We start from the raw sequence: 21,564 nt of genomic DNA on the forward strand, positions 1-21,564 counted from the left end.
CATGCGGTGACTCGGTGATCCATCCGAGAGCGCCCAATTGCGAGCGCACAAAGCGCCCAACAGAGAGGAAGAAGACATGGAAGATCGCAAATTGGCGATACTCACAGAGCGTGCGCAATCCGGCATGTCGCGCCGCGATTTCATGCGCAGCGCGGCCACGGCAGGCTTGTCTGTCGCGATGGCGGGCGGGCTGTGGTCCGAGGCGCAGGCGATGACCCCGAACAAGGGCGGTATGCTCAAGGCCGGTGCCGATGGCGGGGCCACCACCGATACTTTCAACCCGCTCGAAATGGCCGGGGCCGATCATCCGACCATGTCGATCCTGTCGAGCTATGACACCCTGACCGAGATCGACGAGAACGGCACGCCGCAACCGAGCCTTGCCGAAAGCTGGGAGGGCAACGCCGATGGCACCTGGGCGATCAAGCTGCGCCAGGGCGTGGAATTCCACAACGGCAAGACGCTGACCGCCGATGACGTGGTGTGGTCCCTCAATCAGCACCTGAGCGAAAACAACCGCGCCGCCGAGGCCCAGCAGATCGTGCAGAACTTCGAGGAGCTGCGCGCCGACGGGCCGGACACGGTCATCATCAAGCAAAAGGAGGTTAATTTTGACCTCCCCACGCATCTTTCGGCCTTTGCGCTGATCATCGGACAGGAAGGGACCGAAGATTGGAGCGCCGGGAACGGCACCGGGCCTTACGTGAAAGAAGACTGGCAGCCCGGCGTGCAGTTCCTGGGCAAGAAATTCGCCAATTTCTACCGTGATGACCAGGGCCATTTTGACGAGGTGGAACTGCTCAACATCACCGATCCAGGCGCGCGCATGTCGGGCCTTCTGTCCAACACGCTGCATGCCATCGGCTCGCCCGAGACCAAGACCGCCGGACGCCTGGCGAACGCACCCGGGTTCGAACTGGTGCAGGTCTCAGGCACGCAGCACTATACCTGTGACATGCGCGCCGACATGGATCCGTTCACCAACGGGCATCTGCGCAATGCGGTGAAATGGGGCATCAACCGGCAGGAAATCGTGGACAAGGTGCTGTCTGGCTATGGCACCGTGGGGAATGATCTGCCGATCAGCGCCAACCAGCAATTCTACAACGATCAGCTGGAACAGCGGGAATACGATCCCGACAAGGCGAAATTCCACCTCAAGGAGGCCGGGTTCGACTCCATTGACCTGACATTGTCCACATCGGATGGCGCCTTTGGCGGCGCGGTGGATGCGGCCGTTCTGATGCAGGCGTCGATGGCCGGGGCCGGCATGAAGATCGACGTGGATCGCCGCCCCGCGGACGGCTATTGGTCCGAGGTTTGGCTGCAGGTGCCCTGGTGCATGGTCTACTGGAACGGACGCCCGACAATCGACTGGATGCTCAGCTCGACCTATGTGTCAGATAGCGACTGGAACTCCAGTGCCTTCCAGAACGCCCGTTTCGACGAGTTGCTGGTGATGGCGCGCGCCGAGCCGGATGAGGCCAAGCGCCGTGACATGTATCACGAGGCACAAGCGATCTTCTGGGAGGAAAGCGGCACGTCCGTATTTGCCTTTGCCAACATCCTCATCGGTGCTTCCGACAAGCTGGCCCATGGCCCTGTCGGCGTCAGCCGCCGGATGGATGACAGCCGCCTGCATCGCCGCTGGTGGTTCGCCTGATCCTGCGATCCGGGCGCGCTCTGTCTGGGTGCGCCCGACCGGCAGCCCTCCGGCGCTGAGACATGAGCATGTGATGAATGAGCAGATGATCCGCCCCGACCACATCCGCTGCATCGAACACATCTGGATCCCGATGCCCGATGGCGTCAGGCTGGCCGCGCGGATCTGGATGCCTGCGCAGATCGCGCCGGAAGGGGTGCCTGCAATCCTCGAATACATCCCTTACCGCAAGGCCGACATGGTCCGCGCCCGGGACGAGCGCAACCACCCGTTTCTGGCGCAGAACGGTTATGTCAGCCTGCGGGTCGATATGCGCGGCTCTGGCGACAGCGACGGGGTGATGCCGGACATGTACACGCAGGCGGAGCTGGACGATGCCCGCCATGTGATTGACTGGATTGCCGCGCAGGACTGGTGCAACGGGCGCGTCGGCATGTTTGGCACCTCCTGGGGTGGCACGGCCAGCCTTCAGGCGAGCATTGATGCGCCCGGCCCCCTCAAGGCGATCATCGCGGTCTGCGCCACCCATGACCGGTATGAGGATGATATCCACCACAAGGGCGGTTGCCTGATCACGGACACTTTCGAATGGGGTGCGACCCTGCCGTCAATCCTGGCACTGCCGCCCACCCCGGCAAGCGGCAGGGATTGGTACGACCGCTGGATGAAGCGATTAGAAAGCCTTTCTTTCCCGGTCGAAAACTGGGTCCGCGAAGAAGCGCGCGGCAAGTATTGGCGGCATGGCTCGATCAAGCATCAGGCCGATCGGATTTCATGTCCGGTCCTGTCCGTCGGCGGCTGGTCGGATCGGTACTCGAACTCGGTGATGTCGCTGGTCGACGCCCGTCCGGACTGCGTCTGGGGCATCGTTGGACCCTGGGGGCATCACTATCCCGACCATGGTCATCCGGGACCCGCCATCGGGTTCCAGCAGGTGGCGCTGGACTGGTGGGATCATTGGTTGAAAGCAGATGCTGCCGACGCGCCATGGCCCAGGTTGCGGGTCTGGTTGCGCGAATTCGATACGCCCCGAGATGCCTTGGATCGCCGTAACGGGGCATGGGTGCAAACCGGCCCGGCAGCGCAAGAAACCGGGCGCCGGGTTTTCTGGCTTGGTGCCGAACAAGTGCTGACGCAGGAGCAATCTCAACAGGCGCCGGATTGGGCCGTCCCCTTCGACCTTCGCCACGGCGAGGCGGCTGGTGACACCGGCTATTTCGGACGGCATGGCGGCCTGCCGCTGGCGCAGAACGAAGACGATGAAAGGGCTCTTTGTTTTGACACTTCGCCGCTTGCCGAAGACCTGCTGCTTTATGGAAGCGTTGAGGTCGAGCTTCAGGTATCGGCAGAGGCGGAGCGCAGCCAGATCTGCCTGCGGCTCAATGACGTCTCCCCCCAAGGCGTGTCGTCGCGGGTCGGCCTCTCCGTTCTGAACCTGGCGCTCGACGATGATCTGGACGCGCCGGATGTGCCGCCCCAAGACGGACCACGGACCGTGCGCATCCGGTTGCCCACCGCGGCCTACCGGTTTCGGGCCGGGCACCGGGTCCGCCTGGCAATCGCGTCATCCTACTGGTCAATCGTCTGGACGCCACCTGAGCGGGGACAGGTAAGGATCAGAGGGGGCCACCTGATCCTGCCCGTGTTACCTGAAGAGCCGCGCGCCCTGAGCGAGCCGTTTCCCCCACCGCGCGACCTGCCGGAAACCAAGAGCTTCCACATGCTCGCCTCACCGGTGCTGACCCGATCAAAAGAGATCGGGCAAAATGGCGACCTCATCACGAAATGGCATCAACCGCCGATGTCCATGTGCTTCAACGATATCGAAACGACGTTTTCTCATGAAACCCGGGCAGAACACTCGATTGACGCCGATGACCCGACCTCCGCAAGCAGTATGTTTTCACATCAAATGAGTGTTGACCGCCCCGATGGCCGCGCCTCGGTCAGCTCACAGGTGCGTGCGAGTTCGACGGCGGACGCCTATGTGATCGAAGGACATATTGACGTCTCCTGGGCGGGAGAGACCATTTTCGAACGGCACTGGTCGCGTGTCGTCGACAGGCGGTTTTCCTAAGACGGTGTTTGCCTCAGAAGAGCCAGGCCAGATAGTCGCGGCACTAGGTTTGGCGCTTGGCAAAACGAGCAAAACGGCCCTGTGAGTCGAACCGCAATAGCGAAGACGACGTAATCTAAAGGCAAATACGTTGCGCAGACCTGAAGAGATCAGCGTCGGCTGCGGCACGCATACCGACGCTGAGAACTCTCGTAGTCATCCGGCCTCTGCAGCCGAACGATCGTTAACCGGTTCAGACCGCGCCTTTCAGCGCCTCGACCAGATCGGTTTTTTCCCAGCTAAAGCCACCATCCGCATCGGGTTCGCGACCGAAATGGCCATAGGCGGCGGTGCGTTGATAAATGGGCTTGTTGAGCTCCAGATGTTCGCGGATGCCGCGCGGGCTGAGGTCCATGCATTGGCGGATCGCCTTTTCGATGGCACTCGGCGCAACCTCGCCCGTGTCATGGGTATTGGCATAGATCGACAGCGGCTTGCTGACGCCGATCGCATAGCTGAGCTGAATGGTGCAGCGTTCCGCCATGCCCGCGGCCACGACGTTCTTGGCCAGGTAGCGCGCCGCATAGGCGGCCGAGCGGTCCACTTTGGTCGGGTCCTTGCCGGAAAACGCGCCACCGCCATGGGGGGCCGCGCCGCCATAGGTATCAACGATGATCTTGCGCCCGGTCAGGCCCGCATCGCCATCGGGGCCGCCGATGACGAACTTGCCGGTCGGGTTGACGTGCCACTCGGTCTCGGCGGTGAGCCATCCTTCGGGGAGAACCTCGCGGATATACGGCTCGACAATGGCGCGGATGTCGTCACTGGTCAGGGCCTCGTCAAGATGCTGCGTGCTCAGCACGAGCGAACTCACACCGACGGGCTTGCCATCCTCATAGATCACCGAGAGCTGGCTCTTGGCGTCGGGGCCAAGCGCGGGCTCGGTGCCATCCTTGCGCACTTCGGCAAGCCGGCGCAGGATCGCATGGCTGAACTGAATGGGCGCGGGCATAAGCGGCTGCGTCTCGTTGGTAGCAAAGCCAAACATGATGCCCTGGTCACCGGCACCTTCGTCCTTGTTATCCGCCGCATCGACGCCCTGGGCGATATGCGCGGATTGCTCGTGCAGCAGGTTGGTGATCTCGCAGGTTTGCCAGTGGAACTTGTCCTGCTCGTAGCCGATATCGCGGATACAGTCGCGGGCGATCTCGTCGATCCGGCCCATATATTCGTGCAGCTTGTCCTGATCCGACAGGCCGACCTCGCCACCGATCACAACGCGGTTTGTGGTGGCAAAGGTCTCCGCGGCAACACGTGCCTGCGGTTCTTCGGACAGGAAGGCGTCCAGAACCGCATCGGAAATCCGGTCGCAGACTTTGTCGGGGTGGCCCTCTGACACTGATTCAGAGGTAAAAACATAATTATTTCGGGCCATGAGATCGCTCCATTAAAAAAGATCACCGCCACGCCAGGAAGCCGTTGTGACGGGGTTCGGCACTGGTTAAGGCCACACCGGGAGCGCGTCAATCTTTAAAACGAATTGCCGTTAATTGTGCGGAAATTGAGCGCAGATCATCGACAAACCATGCGCAGCTCTTTGATTGGTTCCGATTTGGGCGGGTCACCAGATGTCTAAGCGTTTTGGCCGCGCCATCGCCCGATTGCAATCGACGCCCCGAGGAGAGCGATCAGAACGCCCAGAACCACCCCGTCACCGATCCGCGCATAGATCGTCGGCGGATGCGGCAGCGGAAGCGGCGCGTCGAACCAGCCCGCCTGCCCCAATGGCAGATGGTGTGTGATGTGCCCCCTCGCGTCGATCACCGCGGACACACCGGTATTCGCGGCCCGGACCATCGGCAGGCCCTGCTCGACACTGCGCAGTCGCGCTTGCGCCAGGTGTTGATAGGGGCCGGAGACCTCGCCGAACCAGGCGTCGTTCGTGATCATCAGCAAAAACCCCGGGCGTTCGGGGGCGGCGGCGACATCGCGGGCAAAGACCCCTTCGTAGCAAATCAGCGGCAACGCCTTGCCCACCGCGCCCAGATCGACAACCTGCGCGCCCGGCCCGGAGGAATAGCCATTGCCGTCCCGCGCCGCCATCCCGGCGATGCCGAAGCGTTTCATGATCTCACCGAAGGGCACGAACTCCCCGAACGGCACCAGGTGATGCTTGTCGTAGATCGCATCCACTTGCCCGTCGGCCCCAAGGAAAATCGCCGAGTTATAGAATCGCGGCCCATCCAGCCGCTGGATCCCCAGTACCAGCGGCACCTGACCGGCGGCGTCGGAAATCGAGGCAAGTGTCGAGTCGGCGTGATTCAGGAGGACCGGCACGGACGTCTCTGGCCACACGATCAGGTCCGGCCGTGCCTCCCCGGCGGCGGAATACTCCAATTGCCGGTTGAAGAAGATCGGGATCTTTTGCGGATCCCATTTTTCATGCTGGGCCGCATTGGGTTGGATCAGCCGGACAACCGGGCGATCTGCGGCCATGTTCGGGCTATGTGCTGTGATGGTCGGGCCGGTCAGGAAAAGCGCGGCGATTGCGACCACCACCAGAGCGCCGATGTGCCTTTGTCCCGAAACGAGATGCCAAAGCGCGATGGCCGCGGCCATCGTGATCGCACAAAGGCCAAGCGCGCCGACCACAGATGCCCAATGCAGCGTCGGCGTATCGATCCAGATATGCCCAACCTGGGCCCAGGGAAAACCGGTAAAGAGATAGCCGCGCAGCCATGCGCCCACGGCGAAACAAACGATCAGCGCCAACGCGCCGCCGCCCAACGCCCGAGCGACACCGAAGGCCAGGGCCCAGTAGGACGCCATGAACGCCGACAGCCCGACGAGCGCAAAGGGCGCCATCCAACCGTGGCGCGCGACATCGACCAGAAACGGCTCGATGATCCAACTGAGCGCCAGCATGAAGTACCCCGTGCCGACCACCCCGCCCAGCACGGCAGCCTGCCGCAGACCTTCCGTCTGACGAAAAAGCGCATAGACCAGCGCGAGCGCAAAAATGGTCAGCGGCCAGAGATCCCATGGGGCTTGCCCGAGGGCCGCAATCGCGCCCAGCCCAAGATAAACCAATACACGCAGAATGCCTCGCATCCTGTTGATACGGCTTGAAAAACCCTGATCTGCGGTGTCAGTCATCCTTGTGGCCTGGCAGGCTCACCTTGAGGCGTTTGATCCGGCGCGGGTCGGCATCCATCACCTCGATCATCACACCGGTTGGATGTTCGACTACCTCGCCGCGCGAGGGCACCCGGCCCAGAAGCATGAAGACCAGACCACCCAAAGTGTCGATCTCTTCCTCGTCCACCTCGTCGGCATCGGTCAGGGAAAAACCAATCTCGGCCTCGAACTCATCGAGCGGGGTCTTGGCCAAAGCCAGGTAGCAACCCGATGGCTCCTGCGTCCAGAAACCGCCTTCGTCGATGTCATGCTCGTCCTCGATCTCGCCCACGACCTGTTCGATCAGGTCCTCGATCGTGACCAGCCCGTCCACGCCACCATATTCGTCGATCACAAGCGCCATGTGCCGCCGTTCCGCCTGCATCTTCTGCAGCAGAACGCCGATCGGCATCGACGGTGGCACGAACAGCAGGGGACGCAGCATCCGCTTGAGCGAGAACCGCCCGCCGGCGCCGTTGAACCCGTGTTTCAACGCGAGGTCCTTGAGGTGAACGAACCCGATGGGTGTGTCCAATGTGCCGTTATAGACCGGCAGGCGGGTCAGCCCGCTGTCGCGGAACACCTGCACCAGTTCATCCTTGGTGATGGTCGAGGCCACCGACACAATATCGGCCTTGGGGATCGCCGCGTCCTCAACCGCCATGCGGCGCAGGTTACCAATGCCCGGCTGACCTTCGGACCTCGGGCTTTCGCCCTCCTCGTCATCATCCAGAGTGTCGTCGCCGGGGCTCAGCGCCCCAAAAATCCGGCGGAAAAACCCGCCCTGTTCCTCTTCTTCGTGGCCCTCGGCCTGCGCGCGATGCGCTGCGTTAGAGGATCCGTCGATACTGTCGCCCATTCTCTCTTTCCAAAATTGCAGTGCTCAGAAGGCCCCACGCCCCTAATATGGGTCAGGTAGCCCCAGTTTGCCAAGTACCTCCACCTCGATTGACTGCATCAAGGTGGCATCTTCGTCACGGATATGGTCATAGCCCAAAAGATGTAACAGCGCATGAACGATTAAGTGAGTTGCATGCTCACTCAGCGGTTTTTGGCTCTCATCCGCCTCGCTTGCGCAGGTGTCATAGGCAATCGCGATATCGCCAAGCTCAGGGTCGGGCCCCGCCTCAGGCAGATCGGGCACCCCGCCGGGGGTCTTAGCGCCCCGCTCCGCACTGGGCCAGCTCAACACATTTGTGGCTGCGGGTTTGTCCCGGAAATCGCCGTTGAGCACGGCAATCCGAGCATCATCGCACCCCAGCACGCTGATCTCCCAGCCGTCCGGGTCCATCCCCAGATGCAAGAGCGTAGCCATAGCCGCACGTTCCGACAATTCGGTTAGGCCCGCCGCTTGCCAGCGGTCATCTTCAATGAGGGTCTCGGTCAGCATGTCATGCCGTCACGTTTCAGGTGTCGGCCTCATACGCCTCGATGATCGCGGCGACAAGCGGGTGGCGCACCACGTCCTTGGCCGAGAAGTAGCTGAAACTGATATCGGGGATCGTCTTCAAGAGACGCTCTGCATCGTGCAATCCGCTTGTTACACCGCGTGGCAGGTCGATCTGAGACCGGTCACCAGTAATGACCATGCGGCTGCCTTCGCCCAGCCGGGTCAGGAACATCTTCATCTGCATCGACGTGGCATTCTGCGCCTCATCCAACACCACGAAAGCATTGGCCAGCGTACGCCCGCGCATGAAGGCCAGCGGGGCGATTTCGATGCGCTTGTCCTCGATCAGCTTAGCCAATTGCTTGCCCGGCAGAAAATCGTTCAGCGCATCGTAAAGCGGCTGCATGTAGGGGTCGACCTTGTCCTTCATGTCCCCCGGCAGATAGCCCAGCTTCTCACCCGCCTCCACGGCGGGACGGCTGAGGATGATGCGGTCCACATGCCCTTCGATGAACATCGACACGCCCGCGGCCACGGCCAGATAGGTCTTGCCGGTGCCCGCAGGCCCGATGCCAAAGGCCAGTTCCTTGGAGAAAAGCGCCCGCACATAGGCCTTCTGCGCCTCGGTGCGCGGCTCGACCAGCTTCTTGCGGGTCTTGATCTCGACCGTGCCGCCCTTGAACATCTCAAGCTGATCGCCATCGCGGCTCCCGGTGCCCTTGTCGGACCCGCCCATGCGCAACTCACGGTCAATATCGCCATGCTCGACCGTCTTGCCGGTCTCGAGCCGCTCGTAAAGCGATTGCAGGACGGCCACCGCCTCCTTCGCCGGGGCCTCCTCACCCACGGCGACAAGCTGATTGCCGCGCCGCATGATCTGCACGCTCAGGTTTTGCTCAATCTCCGCAAGGTTTCTGTCAAACTCGCCGCACAGGTCGATCAGCAAACGGTTATCGGGGAATTCCACGACCTCCTCATGCTGAACACTGGGGTCGAGGGTTTGAGGCAGTTCACCGCTGATCAATCAACTCTCCTGGCAAAGACGTTTCGTTCCCGAAATCGTGCCAACTTGTCCCGGGGGGTGCAAGGGCGCATTGGCGATTGTTTGCGAATGTTTATGAAAAAACCGAAAGACCACCGGCCTCTTGCCGGGCAGTGCCGCTCATTAACCCAAACCGCTTTGCAGCACCCGATCCAACCGGATAACGTCCGCTACTCGATTGCTCCGCGACCCGCAGCCATCGCGGATCACGGTATCCTCCGGATAGGTTTGATTCGGTGATCTGACCCTCTCACGGCTCAGAGCCGTTGGAGAGAGGCCTCAGAAGGTATCGCCGACGGTCTGGCGGCCCTGGAACGGTCCGGTGACTGTCGTGGGCGGTGCCACACCGGAACAGACCGGCTTGCCGTTACGATCCAACCGCTGCGAGAGGTATCCCTCGATCCCGTCATCGATGATCCAGTGATCGCAGCCATTCGGATCAACCCAGATGCCCGCCTGCAACTGGCTCAGATGTTTGCGGCCAAAGCCATAGTCGATGGACTTGTTTTCGCCCACCTGGCCGCCACCGCCCTCACCACAGCCAGCAAGCAGACCAACGGCGCAGAGGCTCAGAAATGCAGATTTCAAGGTCATATCCGGCCCCTCACTGAATACACATGATTTCAACACGGCGATTCTGCGCCATACCCGCGGCGGTCTTGTTCGACGCCCGCGGCTGGCGTTCGCCATAGCCCCGCACACCGTTGATCCGCGCGCCCACCGATTTGCCGACGCGGGCCACCGCATTGGCGCGCCGCAATGACAGGTTCATGTTGTAGGCGTCCGAGGCCCGGCTGTCGGTATGTCCGGTAATCACGAAGCCCCGCGCGTTTGTCTGTTGGAAGAACTGGCGCAACCGCTCCTGACCCGCGGCGCCGATGCGGGCGCTGTCGGTGGCAAAAAGCTGGTCCGAGTTCATCACGCCGCAGACATTGCCCCGGCGGCAGACCGGTTTGCCATCGCGGGTAACGTGGGGCGTCATGAAACCTTCGAACCCGTCATCCATCACCCAATGTTCGCACCCGTCGGGATCGACCCAGATGGTTGGAATGTAACGCTCGGTCTTGGTCTTGCCGCTGGATTGCGCCACGCTGGCGCCTGCGGTCATTGCGATGCCGATGGCGGCCACTGCCAGCCCTTTCAGCACCCTCATCGCTGTCGTTGGTTTCATCTCCGCCACAGCCCCCGTTTCTACCCGTGTTTCACAACAAAGGGCCAGAAAGCGCCGTCCGCGCAGCACAAGCCCCCACTCGTACCAATTCGGGAAAGTTTAACGCGAAATGTCTATTTGGGAAGGAAAATAACCAGATATTGTGTTTATCGGGGAAACAGTGTCAAAATTTGCGCCTGATTGATACCTCAGCGTGAACGTTGGACACGGCATTCCCGACCGCCGTGTGGAATTTACTCGGCGGCCTGACGCAGAATTTCACCTGAAAGGGAATTCGCACCACTCTCCACAATTTTCACGGGCACGATGTCACCGCTCTGGATCGTGGAATCGGTCACATGGACCGCATGCAGGTACTCGGACTTGCCCACCATCTGCCCGTCTTGCCGCCCGGGTTTTTCGAAGAGCACGTTGACCGTGCGCCCCACCATCGCCTCCTGCGCGGCGCGCTGTTGCTGCGTGATGAGGGCCTGCAGACGCTGCAGGCGCTCGGATTTCACATCTTCGTCTACCTGCGACCGTTCTGCCGCCGGTGTACCGGGGCGGGTCGAGTATTTGAATGAATAGGCATAACCGTAATTGACCTCTTCGATGAGGTCCATCGTGGCCTGAAAATCCTCTTCGGTTTCTTCCGGGAAGCCCACGATGAAATCACCGGACATGAGGATATCGGGCCGCGCCGCGCGGATGCGTTCGATGAGCCGAAGATAGCTCTCTGCCGTGTGGCTCCGGTTCATCCGCTTGAGGATATGATCGGAACCCGACTGCACCGGCAGATGCAGATAGGGCATGAGCTTGTCGCAGGTGCCATGCGCCTCGATCAGGTCATCCGCCATGTCATTGGGATGGCTTGTGGTGAACCGGATGCGCGCCAGCCCGTCGATCTTGTCCAGCTCCCAGATGAGCTGCGCCAGGGTCATGTCGCCCGCGGGGCCTGCCCCGTGATAGGCGTTCACGTTCTGGCCCAGAAGGGTGATTTCCCGCACCCCGCGATCGACCAGTTCGCGCGCTTCTTCCAAAATCCGATCCGCCGGACGGCTGACCTCCGCCCCACGGGTATAGGGCACCACGCAGAAGGCGCAGAACTTGTCGCAGCCTTCCTGCACGGTCAGGAACGCGGTCGGCCCGCGCTTGGCCTTGGCCCGTTTACGCAGGGTGTCGAACTTGTCATCCTCGGGGAAGTCGGTGTCGAGCGCCTTGGCGCCGTCGCGCGTTTTCGCCTCCATCTGTGGCAGGCGGTGATAGCTTTGCGGACCGACCACCAGATCGACCAGTGGCTGCCGGCGCATGATCTCTTCGCCCTCGGCCTGGGCCACGCAGCCCGCAACGCCGATCTTGAGGTCGGGCTTGGCGTCCTTCAGCTCGCGGAACCGCCCAAGTTCCGAATAAACCTTTTCGGCAGCTTTTTCGCGTATATGGCAGGTGTTGAGCAGGATCATGTCGGCGTCATCGGGCGTCTGGGTTTCGACATACCCTGCCCCGCCCATGGCCTCGGCCATGCGCTCGCTGTCATAGACGTTCATCTGGCACCCGTAGGTCTTGATGAACAGTTTCTTTGGCTCCGCCATCTGTCGCGATCCCCTAGCGTTTCAGGGGGCCTGACTACATCAACTCACGGGTCTCTTGCAATGCGTCAGGATTTCCCCGATTCTGCCGCCAACCGACAAAGGGCCAAGATGCAGTATCCCTCTCTCAAAGCGTTCCTGGCGCAGCAAAAACCGCTTCTGGCCAAGGGGCCGGTGGCGATGATCTTTGTCGAGGACGAGGTCGAGGTTGATACCAGCATTCGCCACCATCTCGAATCGGGCTTCAAACAGGTTCTGGTGATGATGCCGCCGGGCTTCACCCTGCCCGACGACGTCGAACCAAAGGTGCAGCGCATTGATTTTGACATGATCGCCGGGGACGATTTCGTCGAAGCCGTGAACCAGGTCATCGCCGCAGCCCCGGGGACATGGCTTTATTACTGCTTCAACGCCGAGTACCTGTTCTTTCCGTTCTGCGAAACCCGCACCGTGGGCGAGATGCTGACCTTCCACACCGAAGAACGGCGCGATGCGATGCTGACCTATGTGGTCGACCTCTATGCCGGTGACCTCTACACCCACAAGAACGCGGTATCGCTCGAAGACGCCCATATGGACCGGTCGGGCTACTACGCCTTGGCCCGCAACGACCCGGAAAATCACAATCACCCCAAGGAACGGCAACTCGATTTCTTCGGCGGTCTGCGCTGGCGCTATGAGGAGCATATCCCCGCGCCGCGTCGCAACATCGACCGCATCGCGCTTTTCCGCGCCAAGCCGGAACTTGTGCTACTGCCGAACCACCGGTTCAACGACGAGGAATACAACACCTATGCCTGCCCCTGGCATCACAACCTGACGGCCGCCATCGTGTCATTCCGAACGGCAAAGGCGCTCAAGCGCAATCCCGGCTCGACCTTTGATATCGAGACGTTCAAATGGCACAACTCCACGCCGTTTGAATGGCATTCCCGGCAATTGCTGGACCTGGGCCTGATGGAACCGGGGCAGTGGTTCTGAACCCACGACCCCGGCGCGCGCGTCAGGCGTGGGTTCTTGATTTCTGCGGATCGTAGATCGGGCTTTGCACCACGGTTGCAGTTGTCTCAATACCGTCACCGTCGACCTGCAAGACCGCCCCCGCCCCCACGCCCGGTCGCACATGCGCCAAGGCAAGAGATTTTCCCATCCGGTGGGAGAAACACGGGCTGTTGACGACACCAACCTCTTGCCCGTCGAGCGACAAGACCTCGCCCCCAGCCAACATGTCCGTATGGGCGACATCAAGGCAGATGTTATTGACGGCCTCGTTGCCCTTTGCCGCCATTACCGCCGCCTTGCCGCGGAAATCGCCCTTATTTTTGCTGACCGTAAAGCCAAGGCCAACCTCCCAGGGGGTGTTCGCCTCAGTCATGTCATAGCCGTAGAACAAAAGCCCCGCTTCGATCCGCACCTTGTCCAGCGCGGTGAAAGAGCACGGCATGACACCCGCCGCCACCAACTTGTCCCAGATGTCGCAAATCGCGTCGCCATCGGCAAAGATCTCATACCCCCGTTCGCCCGAATACCCGGTGCGCGACAGGCGGCAGGGGTGGCCGAAAAGCTCTGCTGGCGCATGCTCGAAATAGGCGAGCGACGACAGGTCGATATCGCAATTGGCATTCAGAATATCGCAGGATTGCGGCCCCTGCACCGACAGGTCATGCAGATCGTCGGTAAATTCGATCCGCACATCCCGACCCTCCGCCGAGGCCTCAAGCAGCGCCATCGTGTCGCCGGAGCCATGCACGATCATCCACTCGTCATTCCCGTTGTTGGACAGGATCGCATCGTCTGCAATGCCGCCCTTGTCGGTCAGTACGCAGAGATAGGCCGCCTTTCCCGGCGCAATCCGGGACACATCCCGCGTGGTCAGATGGTCAAGGGTCGCCGCGGCGTCCGGCCCGCGCACAAAGACCTTCTTCAAAGGTGACATGTCGAACATGCCCGCCCTCTCGCGCACGGCGTCGTGTTCTTCGTTCGGGTCGGTGTCATAGGTCCAGGCCGTGCCCATCCCGTTCCAATCCTCCAGACCAGAGCCAAGGGCGGTGTGACGCGAGGCCAGTGCTGAGGTGCGGCTGAGTTCTTCTGTCATTGTCGTTCCTTTCTAATACCATTCATCCGGCATCGACGCCTTGCGGTCCTCCACAAAACCGACGAGCGCCGCCTTGATCTCCGCGTCCATAGGTGGTGCTTCATAGTCGGCCAGCATCTGTTGCCAGCGCACCGTTGCCCGCTCTGCCAGGGTCGGCGCACCGGCCTCTTGCCATGTCTCAAAGGGTCCGGGTTCGGGGATGCGCGGCGAGAAATTTGCCGTCGCGTAGTGGCGCAGCGTGTGCTTGGTCGAGAGGAAATTCTCACCGGGACCGGTTTCGATATAGGCATCGCGCCCAAAGGCTTCGGGATCGGTATCGAAGCCTTGCAGAAGCGTCATCATCGCGCCGCAATGGTCGAGGTCCATCACGAATTTCTCGTAGGACATCACCAACCCGCCTTCGAGCCAGCCCGCCGCATGCCAGACCTGATGCGCCCCGGACAGAAGCGTCGCCCACATCGCATCGGCGCTGTCCTGCATCGCCTGCCCGTCGGCTGCATTGGAGGCCGTGATCTGGCCTCCTCCGGACCGGACAGGCACGCCCAGACGCCGCCCAAGCTGCGACAGCGCCATCGTGACCAGGTTGGCCTCAGCCGAGCCGAAGGTCAGCGCGCCGGATCTGAGGTTCATGGTCGAATGAAAGCTGCCTAGCACGACCGGGCAACCGGGCCGCACAAGTTGCGCAAGCGCGATGCCGACCATGCCTTCGGCGAGCGTTTGGGCCGCGACCGCCGCCGGTGAAAGTGGCCCCATGGCGCCGGCAAAGATCGCGGGCGAAACACAGACGCATTGCCCCGCCGCCGCATAGACCCTCAGTGCCGCTGACATTGTCCCGTCATAGATCAGCGGTGAGTTGACGTTGATATTGCCCTGCATCACGGCATGTCCGGCCATGAACTCCGCACCGAAGACAAGGCGGGCCATGTCAATACTGTCCTGCGCCCGGTCGGCGGATGTGACCGCGCCCATGAAGGGTTTGGTCGAGAGCGTCAGGTGGGCCAGCATCATATCGAGATGCCGCTTGTTGACGGGAAGATCGGTCGGTTCGCAGACCGTCCCGCCGGAGTGGTGGAGCCAGGGCGCGCTTTGCGTCAGCTTCACGAAGTTTCGAAAATCCTGCACCGTTGCATATCGCCGCCCGCGTTCGAGATCCGTCACAAAGGGCGATCCGTATCCCGGCATCAGAACGACGTGATCCCCACCCAGCGTCACCGTGTTGGCCGGATCGCGGGCATGGAGCCTGAATTGTGCCGGGGCGGTGGCACACAGTTGTCGCACGAGGCCCGGTTCAAATGTCACCCGTTGGCCGGTGACCCTCGCTCCGGCGGCCTGGAAAAGTTCCAGAGCGATGTCATCGCCGCGAAACTCGACGCCGATCTGATCCAGGACCCAGTCCGCCTGTTCCTCGATTGCCGCCAAGGCCCCCTCACCGAGGATTTTGAACGCAGGTATCCGTCGCTGGTTCAAAATGGGCGCTGGCGCGAGCGCCGCACGGCGGCATCCGCGTCGTCGCCGAGCGGTTCGCGGTGCCTGGCGGAGCGAAGATATGTCTAAATTTCCCAACCCAAACCTCTGTTAGCGAGCTTTGAGTAAATGATTTCTCCAAATCTAAACGTGGTACAATCGAGTTTTTCTATACATATCGTTCATATTTCTTATACTCTAAGGTAATGGCTACCTTTTTCAGACATTACGACTCCCTGAGGCTCTTCACTGTCGTGGCCCGGTATTCCAGCTTCTCGGACGCCGCGGACGCCTTGGCGATGACCAAGGGGGCGGTCAGTTATCAAATCAAAACGCTTGAAGAAGCTTTGGATATCAAATTGTTTCGGCGCCAACCCCGCGGCGTTGTGCTGACAGAGGTCGGACAGGAATTGCTGACCCTGGCGCGACCGGCCTTCCAGAATATCGAGACCGGCCTCGCCGAAATGGTTCGGATGGAAGACAATTCCCTTACCGTCGGCATGTCGAGTTATTTTGCGTCCCGGTGGCTCTCGCCCCGGCTCATGACCTTCATGCAGGACCACCCCGGCATTCAGTTACGACTCCAGCCGATGACACGGCTCTTTGATCTGGACCGGCAGGGGGTGGACCTCGCGATCCGTTGGGGAAATGGGGAATGGGACGACGTGCACATCTCGCCCTTGATGCCAATGCCCGCCTGGCCCGTGGGAAATCGTGAAACCTTTGAAAAGGTTCAAAAACTGGGATTGAGGCGGGCCATCTCCGACCTGACACTTTTGCGCGATCACGATGACAGCAACGCCTGGTCAGACTGGCTTGCGGCGGCGGACCTGCACCGTGAGGACCGCAAGGACACCCTGATCATCCCCGATCCGAATGTGCGGGTTCAGGCGGTGATCGACGGTCAGGGCATCGCGTTGATGGACGCACTTGTGCAGCAAGATCTCGACGAAGGCCGGTTGTTCCGCCTCTCGGAGATCGAGCTTTCAACATATGGGTATTTCCTTGCGCGCCCCGGCAATGGTGAACACACCCGAAACGTGGATGATTTCGTGGAATGGCTCAAAAGCCTCTGAGCGTTGCGACAGTCGCAATCCAAGCTCAGAGTTGAAGTTTGCTCTTCGCCGCTTCGACCAGTTTGCGCCCGGTGCTGTCTTCGCCGGTTGCAGCCTCGAATGTCTCCAGTGCGGTCAGTGCGTATTGCCGCATCATCGGTCCGTAATTCTCGTCTTGCCAGGCCGCAACAGCGACAGCGCAAACGAGTGCGAACATGACAATCCGCGCATAGAACCGGGCCGTCTTGGCCCGGATACGGTAACGCTCCTGACGTTCCTGTCGCTTTACAAACGCAAGTTCCATGGGCCGGACAGTTGCCGACCCTCATGGCAAGAATGGGGCGCTAGTCTGACGATTATCAGGAAAACATCACGGTTTTATGGTGCTTTAGCGCGTTTCCCTCACAGGAACTCGGGCTGCGGCATCCCAAGAACGTGATAGCCGCCATCGACGCGGATAATCTCGCCGGTGGTGCAGGCGCCCGCATCCGAAGCCAGGTAGACCGCAGTGCCGCCAATCGCGTCGAGCGTCGCATTGCTGCGCAGCGGCGCATTCTGATCGGTGTGTTTGTAGGTCTTGCGCGCCCCACCGATCACTGCCCCGGCCAGGGTTTTCATAGGACCCGGCGAAATCGCGTTCACACGAATGCCATCGGGGCCGAGGTCATTGGCCAGGTAGCGGGTCGTGGCTTCCAACGCGGCCTTTGCCACGCCCATCACGTTGTAATTCGGCACAACGCGGTTCGATCCCTGATAGGTCATCGTCAAGAGCGTGCCGCCGTTCTCCATCATCATCGGATGCGCCCGGCGGGCGACCTCAATAAAGGAATAGGCAGAAATATCCATGGAATTCTTGAAGTTTGCCCGGCTGGTGTTGAGGAACCGGCCCGTCAGCTCGGACTTGTCGGAATAGGCGATGGCATGCACCACGAAATCAATCGTCGGCCAACGCGCCGCCAGCGCCTCGAAACAGGCATCGAGAGAGGCATCGTCGCAGACATCCACGTCCAGCAGAAGGTCCGAGCCCAGCGAGGCCGCCAGCGGTTCGACACGCTTGCCAAAGGCTTCCCCCTGATAGGAAAAGGCCAGTTCCGCGCCCGCCTCGTGCATCGCCTTGGCCACGCCCCATGCGATCGAGCGGTCGTTGGCGACCCCCATGATCAGCCCGCGTTTGCCCTTCATTGCATCACTCATCTGTGCCTATCCGTTAAATCTGCTCAGCAGCATCGAACCGTTCGTGCCGCCAAAGCCAAAAGAGTTGGTCATCACCGTGTCAATCCCAGCGTCATCCACGCGGGTGGTTGCGATCTCGGCCGGGTCCAGCGCGGGATCCAGCGTTTCGACATTGATCGACGGGATGATGAAATCGTGGTGCAGCGCTAGCAGACAGTAGATCGCCTCCTGCGCACCGGTCGCGCCTTGGCTGTGGCCGGTCATCGACTTGGTCGAACTGATCGGGGGGGTGCTGCCCTGCCCAAAGATGCGGCGCACCGCTTCGACCTCGCCGACGTCCCCCACGGGCGTCGAGGTGCCATGCGCGTTGATGTAGCTCACGCTGCGCCCCTCGGGGAGCGTTTCCAGCGCAAGCCGCATCGCGCGCTCGCCGCCCTCACCCGAGGGGGCCACCATGTCAGCGCCGTCCGAGGTCGCGCCATAGCCGGTCACCTCGGCATAGATTTTCGCCCCGCGGGCCTTGGCATGTTCCAGTTCTTCCAGAACAACGATCCCGCCGCCGCCCGAGATCACGAACCCGTCGCGGTCGGCGTCAAAGGCGCGGCTCGCCCGTTCCGGCGTATCGTTATATTTCGACGACATCGCGCCCATCGCATCAAAGAGGCAAGAGAGCGTCCAGTCCAACTCTTCCCCGCCCCCGGCAAACATCACGTCCTGTTTACCCATCATGATCTGCTCCGCCGCGTTGCCGATGCAATGCAGCGAGGTCGAACAGGCGGAAGTGATGGAGTAGTTGATGCCCTTGATCTTGTAGGCCGTACTCAGGTTCGCGGAGATCGTCGAACACATGGTTTTCGGCACCGCGAAGGGGCCGATGCGCTTGGTTGCGCCGGTCTTCAGCACGGTCTGATGCGCCGCAAGCATTGCACTTGTCGACGGGCCGCCGGAGCCTGCCACCAGGCCGGTACGCGGATTGACGATATCGCTTTCCTCAAGCCCCGCATCGGCAATCGCCTGCCCCATCGCGATATGGGCATAGGCTGCACCCGGCCCCATGAAGCGCAGGGTGCGCTTGTCCACGTGTTCAGACACGTCAATCTTCAGATCACCCGCCACCTGGCTGCGGAATCCATGTTCGGCCATATCCGCATTGGCGGTGATCCCGGAGCGACCTTCCTTCAGAGAACTCAACACGGCGGCCGCATCATTCCCGATACTCGAGACGATACCCAGGCCGGTGACGACGACACGACGCATTAGCGGTCTCCTTTGGTCAGGGGGTCAGCTTTCGGACAGCGCAACCTTCATGTCCTTGACTTGATAGATGACCTCGCCATCGGCCTCAACCCGGCCATCGGCCACACCCATCGTCAAGCGGCGCGTCTGCACCGCCTTGGTGAAATCCACGTAGTATGTCAGCATCTTGCGGTCGGGCCGGACCATGCCGGTGAGCTTCACCTCGCCCACGCCCAGCGCGTAACCGCGACCCTGCCAGCCGCGCCAGCCGAGGTTGAAACCGGTCAACTGCCACAGCCCATCAAGGCCCAGGCATCCGGGCATGATCGGGTTGCCGGGGAAGTGACATTCGAAAAACCACAGGTCGGGATTGATATCGAACTCGGCCACCACATGGCCCTTGCCATGTGCGCCACCGTCACCGCTGATATCGGTGATCCGGTCCATCATCAGCATGGGAGGTTCGGGCAATTGGGCATTGCCGGGCCCAAAGAGCTCTCCGCGGGCGCATTTCAGCAAAGCGTCGCGGTCGAAGCTGGTTGGATAGTCAGCCATATGTGGCGACCCTTTCAATTCTGCAATATTCCGTTACCCAACCTGTAGCACCCGGCAAAAGGCGCTTGCAAGCCCGTGTGCGTCGCCGCACGCGCCGTTAACGTATGATTTTGTTTGAAATCACCAAGGGGGACACCCTATATTACCCATGAGTTCAAAGGATGGCAGCCGTGGCAACCGAAACAGCAACAAACCGAGGCACAGATTGGCTCACAGGCGCAGGATTGCGTCCGACGCGGCAACGGGTCGCGCTGGCCACGTTGCTGGTGGGCGACGGTCAGCACCGACATGTGACCGCCGAAAGCCTCTTTGCCGATGTGCAGAAGATGGGCGAGCGCGTGTCGCTGGCCACGGTCTACAACACGCTGCGCGCCTTTTGTGATGTGGGTCTGATCCAAGAAGTCACCGTCGATGGCTCGCGCAGCTATTTCGACACCAATACTCACGATCACCCGCATTTCTTCTGGGAGGATGAAAATCGCCTCTCCGATGCGCCGGCCGAAGAGCTCGAGATCGCAAATCTCCCCAAGGCCCCCGATGGGACCGAGATCGCCAAGGTCGATGTCGTGATCCGCTTGCGCCGCACCTGATTTTCGGCATTCTGGCCGCTGACATTCCAGAGCAGCGAGGCCTTCCATGCGCGCCATCACCTATTCCCGTTTCGGCCTCGCCGACGAGGTACTGACCCCGACAGACATGCCCACCCCCAGCGCGGCCGATGGCGAAGTTCTGGTGCGCCTGGCGGTTTCGGGCGTGAACCCGTCGGATGCCAAGGCACGGGCCGGCGTGCGCCCCGGGGTGACCAAACCTGCCTTCGATCAGATCATCCCCCATTCCGATGGCGCCGGCGTCATCGAGGCCGTGGGGAACGGCGTCGATCCGGCGCGCGTGGGTCAGCGTGTCTGGATCTGGAACGGTCAATGGCAACGCCCCTTCGGCACCGCGGCGGAGTTCATCGCGCTACCCGAGAAACAAGCCGTGCCCCTGCCCGATGGCGTGTCGCTGGAAACCGGCGCAACGCTTGGCATTCCAGGGCTGACGGCGGCGCAGACGGTCTTTGGCGATGGCGATGTCGCGGGCAAGACCCTGCTCGTCAGCGGTGGTGCTGGCGCGGTGGGACACAATGCCGTGCAACTGGCCAAGGCCGGTGGTGCAACCGTTATCGCGACCTGCTCGGGAAAAGCGGCCGCGCGGGTAAGCGATGCGGGCGCGGATCATGTCTTTGACTATGCGGACCCCGATCTTGCGGCCCAAATTACCGAAGTCACGGGCGGGCAAGGCATCGACCGCACCATCGAAGTCGAGTTTGGTGCGAATGCCGCCCTTCTGGCCGAAATCATGGCTCCGAACGGCACCATCGCCGCCTATGGTTCGTTCATCGACATGACCCCCGAACTGCCCTTCGGCCCCTATCTCTTCAAGGCGCTCAAGATCGACATCACGTTGATCTACATCCTGCCCGATGCCGCCCGCAATGCCGCGATCACCCGGCTGCATGACGCGCTGAGCAATGGTGACCTGCTCCCTGCCATCCACGCCACCTACCCGCTGGCGGACTGCGCAAAGGCCCATGAGGCTGTCATGACCCCAGGCCGCGCCGGGGCGGTTTTACTGGAGATCGAGTAGCGAAACCAAAGCGTTTTGAGTTCAACCGGTCAGATGACCTCTGAGAGTCCTTTGCGGACCAAGTCGCCTTTCAAGAACAGCCGCGCGATTGCCAGACCGCGGGGTGGCGATCGACCGTGTTCAGATGCAATTTATCTTTGCCAAGTCCGGAAGACCTCTGATCGGGGTGCAACCTCTCCAAATCGCCAGCCCTTGCGGGCGGTCTGGCGATCGCGCGGCGGCCTTCGGCCTTGATTCCGCGCGAGGCCCTCAGATCAAACGGCGACAATGCCCGCAATGCTGCCATGCGCTTTCAG

Annotated in this window: 20 protein-coding genes and 1 riboswitch; of the genes, 6 read left to right on the forward strand and 14 right to left on the reverse strand. The window is 61.3% G+C overall.

Going from position 1 to position 21,564, the window contains the following annotated elements:
* The first annotated feature begins 76 nt into the window (after positions 1–76).
* The gene (locus tag RBB29_RS21305; protein ID WP_306116915.1) at positions 77–1,663 is read left to right on the forward strand and encodes an ABC transporter substrate-binding protein; all 1,587 of its coding nucleotides are present in this window, start codon (positions 77–79) and stop codon (positions 1,661–1,663) included.
* A complete protein-coding gene (locus RBB29_RS21310; protein ID WP_306121220.1) occupies positions 1,596–3,740 on the forward strand; it encodes a CocE/NonD family hydrolase in 2,145 nt (714 codons plus the stop codon). Before RBB29_RS21305 ends, RBB29_RS21310 begins: the two co-directional genes overlap by 68 nt.
* A 232-nt stretch (positions 3,741–3,972) precedes the next feature.
* On the opposite strand, the gene metK is transcribed toward RBB29_RS21310, so the two are convergent.
* The 8 genes from metK to miaB all read right to left on the reverse strand — a co-directional run bounded on the left by metK (position 3,973) and on the right by miaB (position 12,067).
* Entirely contained in the window at positions 3,973–5,154 is a 1,182-nt protein-coding gene (metK, locus tag RBB29_RS21315; RefSeq protein ID WP_306116917.1) for a methionine adenosyltransferase, read from the reverse strand.
* 5 nt (positions 5,155–5,159) lie between these two features.
* Positions 5,160–5,210, reverse strand: a riboswitch (SAM-SAH riboswitch).
* A gap of 141 nt (positions 5,211–5,351) precedes the next feature.
* A complete protein-coding gene (gene lnt, locus RBB29_RS21320; RefSeq protein WP_306116918.1) occupies positions 5,352–6,875 on the reverse strand; it encodes an apolipoprotein N-acyltransferase in 1,524 nt (507 codons plus the stop codon).
* Positions 6,868–7,755, reverse strand: a complete 888-nt coding sequence (locus RBB29_RS21325) for a hemolysin family protein (protein ID WP_306116919.1) — start codon at positions 7,753–7,755, stop codon at positions 6,868–6,870. The genes lnt and RBB29_RS21325 overlap by 8 nt, the downstream gene beginning before the upstream one ends.
* A 42-nt stretch (positions 7,756–7,797) precedes the next feature.
* Entirely contained in the window at positions 7,798–8,286 is a 489-nt protein-coding gene (gene ybeY, locus RBB29_RS21330; protein WP_306116920.1) for an rRNA maturation RNase YbeY, read from the reverse strand.
* A 16-nt stretch (positions 8,287–8,302) separates the two neighbouring features.
* Complete coding sequence (locus RBB29_RS21335) at positions 8,303–9,310, reverse strand: PhoH family protein (protein ID WP_306116921.1); 1,008 nt, start codon at positions 9,308–9,310, stop codon at positions 8,303–8,305.
* Positions 9,311–9,607: 297 nt separating this feature from the next.
* Positions 9,608–9,922 carry a hypothetical protein gene (locus RBB29_RS21340; RefSeq protein WP_306116922.1) on the reverse strand — a complete coding sequence of 105 codons (315 nt, stop codon included), beginning with the start codon at positions 9,920–9,922 and terminating at the stop codon, positions 9,608–9,610.
* Between the two features lie 10 nt (positions 9,923–9,932).
* On the reverse strand, positions 9,933–10,436 hold the full coding sequence (locus tag RBB29_RS21345) for an OmpA family protein (protein ID WP_306116941.1): 504 nt from the start codon (positions 10,434–10,436) through the stop codon (positions 9,933–9,935).
* Between the two features lie 296 nt (positions 10,437–10,732).
* The gene (miaB, locus tag RBB29_RS21350) at positions 10,733–12,067 is read right to left on the reverse strand and encodes a tRNA (N6-isopentenyl adenosine(37)-C2)-methylthiotransferase MiaB (protein ID WP_306116923.1); all 1,335 of its coding nucleotides are present in this window, start codon (positions 12,065–12,067) and stop codon (positions 10,733–10,735) included.
* A gap of 108 nt (positions 12,068–12,175) precedes the next feature.
* Here miaB and RBB29_RS21355 point away from each other — a divergent pair, with 108 nt between their 5' ends.
* Positions 12,176–13,045: a hypothetical protein gene (locus RBB29_RS21355; protein ID WP_306116924.1), complete on the forward strand. Its 870-nt coding sequence runs from the start codon at positions 12,176–12,178 to the stop codon at positions 13,043–13,045.
* Between the two features lie 22 nt (positions 13,046–13,067).
* Here RBB29_RS21355 and RBB29_RS21360 read toward each other — a convergent pair whose 3' ends face one another.
* Positions 13,068–14,159 (reverse strand): aminomethyltransferase family protein, encoded by a 1,092-nt coding sequence (locus RBB29_RS21360; protein WP_306116925.1) that lies wholly within the window; start codon positions 14,157–14,159, stop codon positions 13,068–13,070.
* Between the two features lie 12 nt (positions 14,160–14,171).
* The gene (locus RBB29_RS21365) at positions 14,172–15,722 is read right to left on the reverse strand and encodes a trimethylamine methyltransferase family protein (RefSeq protein ID WP_306116926.1); all 1,551 of its coding nucleotides are present in this window, start codon (positions 15,720–15,722) and stop codon (positions 14,172–14,174) included.
* 107 nt (positions 15,723–15,829) lie between these two features.
* Between RBB29_RS21365 and RBB29_RS21370 the strand changes: the two genes are divergently transcribed.
* On the forward strand, positions 15,830–16,699 hold the full coding sequence (locus RBB29_RS21370; protein WP_306116927.1) for a LysR substrate-binding domain-containing protein: 870 nt from the start codon (positions 15,830–15,832) through the stop codon (positions 16,697–16,699).
* A 25-nt stretch (positions 16,700–16,724) separates the two neighbouring features.
* On the opposite strand, the gene RBB29_RS21375 is transcribed toward RBB29_RS21370, so the two are convergent.
* The 4 genes from RBB29_RS21375 to fabA form a co-directional block, all read right to left on the reverse strand.
* A complete protein-coding gene (locus RBB29_RS21375; protein ID WP_306116928.1) occupies positions 16,725–16,982 on the reverse strand; it encodes a hypothetical protein in 258 nt (85 codons plus the stop codon).
* A gap of 98 nt (positions 16,983–17,080) precedes the next feature.
* Positions 17,081–17,872: an enoyl-ACP reductase gene (locus RBB29_RS21380; protein ID WP_306116929.1), complete on the reverse strand. Its 792-nt coding sequence runs from the start codon at positions 17,870–17,872 to the stop codon at positions 17,081–17,083.
* A gap of 6 nt (positions 17,873–17,878) precedes the next feature.
* Entirely contained in the window at positions 17,879–19,108 is a 1,230-nt protein-coding gene (gene fabB, locus RBB29_RS21385) for a beta-ketoacyl-ACP synthase I (RefSeq protein WP_306116930.1), read from the reverse strand.
* Between the two features lie 24 nt (positions 19,109–19,132).
* On the reverse strand, positions 19,133–19,642 hold the full coding sequence (gene fabA, locus RBB29_RS21390; protein ID WP_306116931.1) for a bifunctional 3-hydroxydecanoyl-ACP dehydratase/trans-2-decenoyl-ACP isomerase: 510 nt from the start codon (positions 19,640–19,642) through the stop codon (positions 19,133–19,135).
* Between the two features lie 170 nt (positions 19,643–19,812).
* Between fabA and irrA the strand changes: the two genes are divergently transcribed.
* The gene (gene irrA / locus RBB29_RS21395) at positions 19,813–20,232 is read left to right on the forward strand and encodes an iron response transcriptional regulator IrrA (RefSeq protein ID WP_306116932.1); all 420 of its coding nucleotides are present in this window, start codon (positions 19,813–19,815) and stop codon (positions 20,230–20,232) included.
* A gap of 46 nt (positions 20,233–20,278) precedes the next feature.
* Positions 20,279–21,268: an NADPH:quinone reductase gene (locus RBB29_RS21400; protein WP_306116933.1), complete on the forward strand. Its 990-nt coding sequence runs from the start codon at positions 20,279–20,281 to the stop codon at positions 21,266–21,268.
* The last annotated feature ends 296 nt before the right edge of the window (positions 21,269–21,564 follow it).

This window comes from Roseovarius sp. MMSF_3359, from assembly GCF_030733385.1.
Classification (GTDB): domain Bacteria; phylum Pseudomonadota; class Alphaproteobacteria; order Rhodobacterales; family Rhodobacteraceae; genus Roseovarius.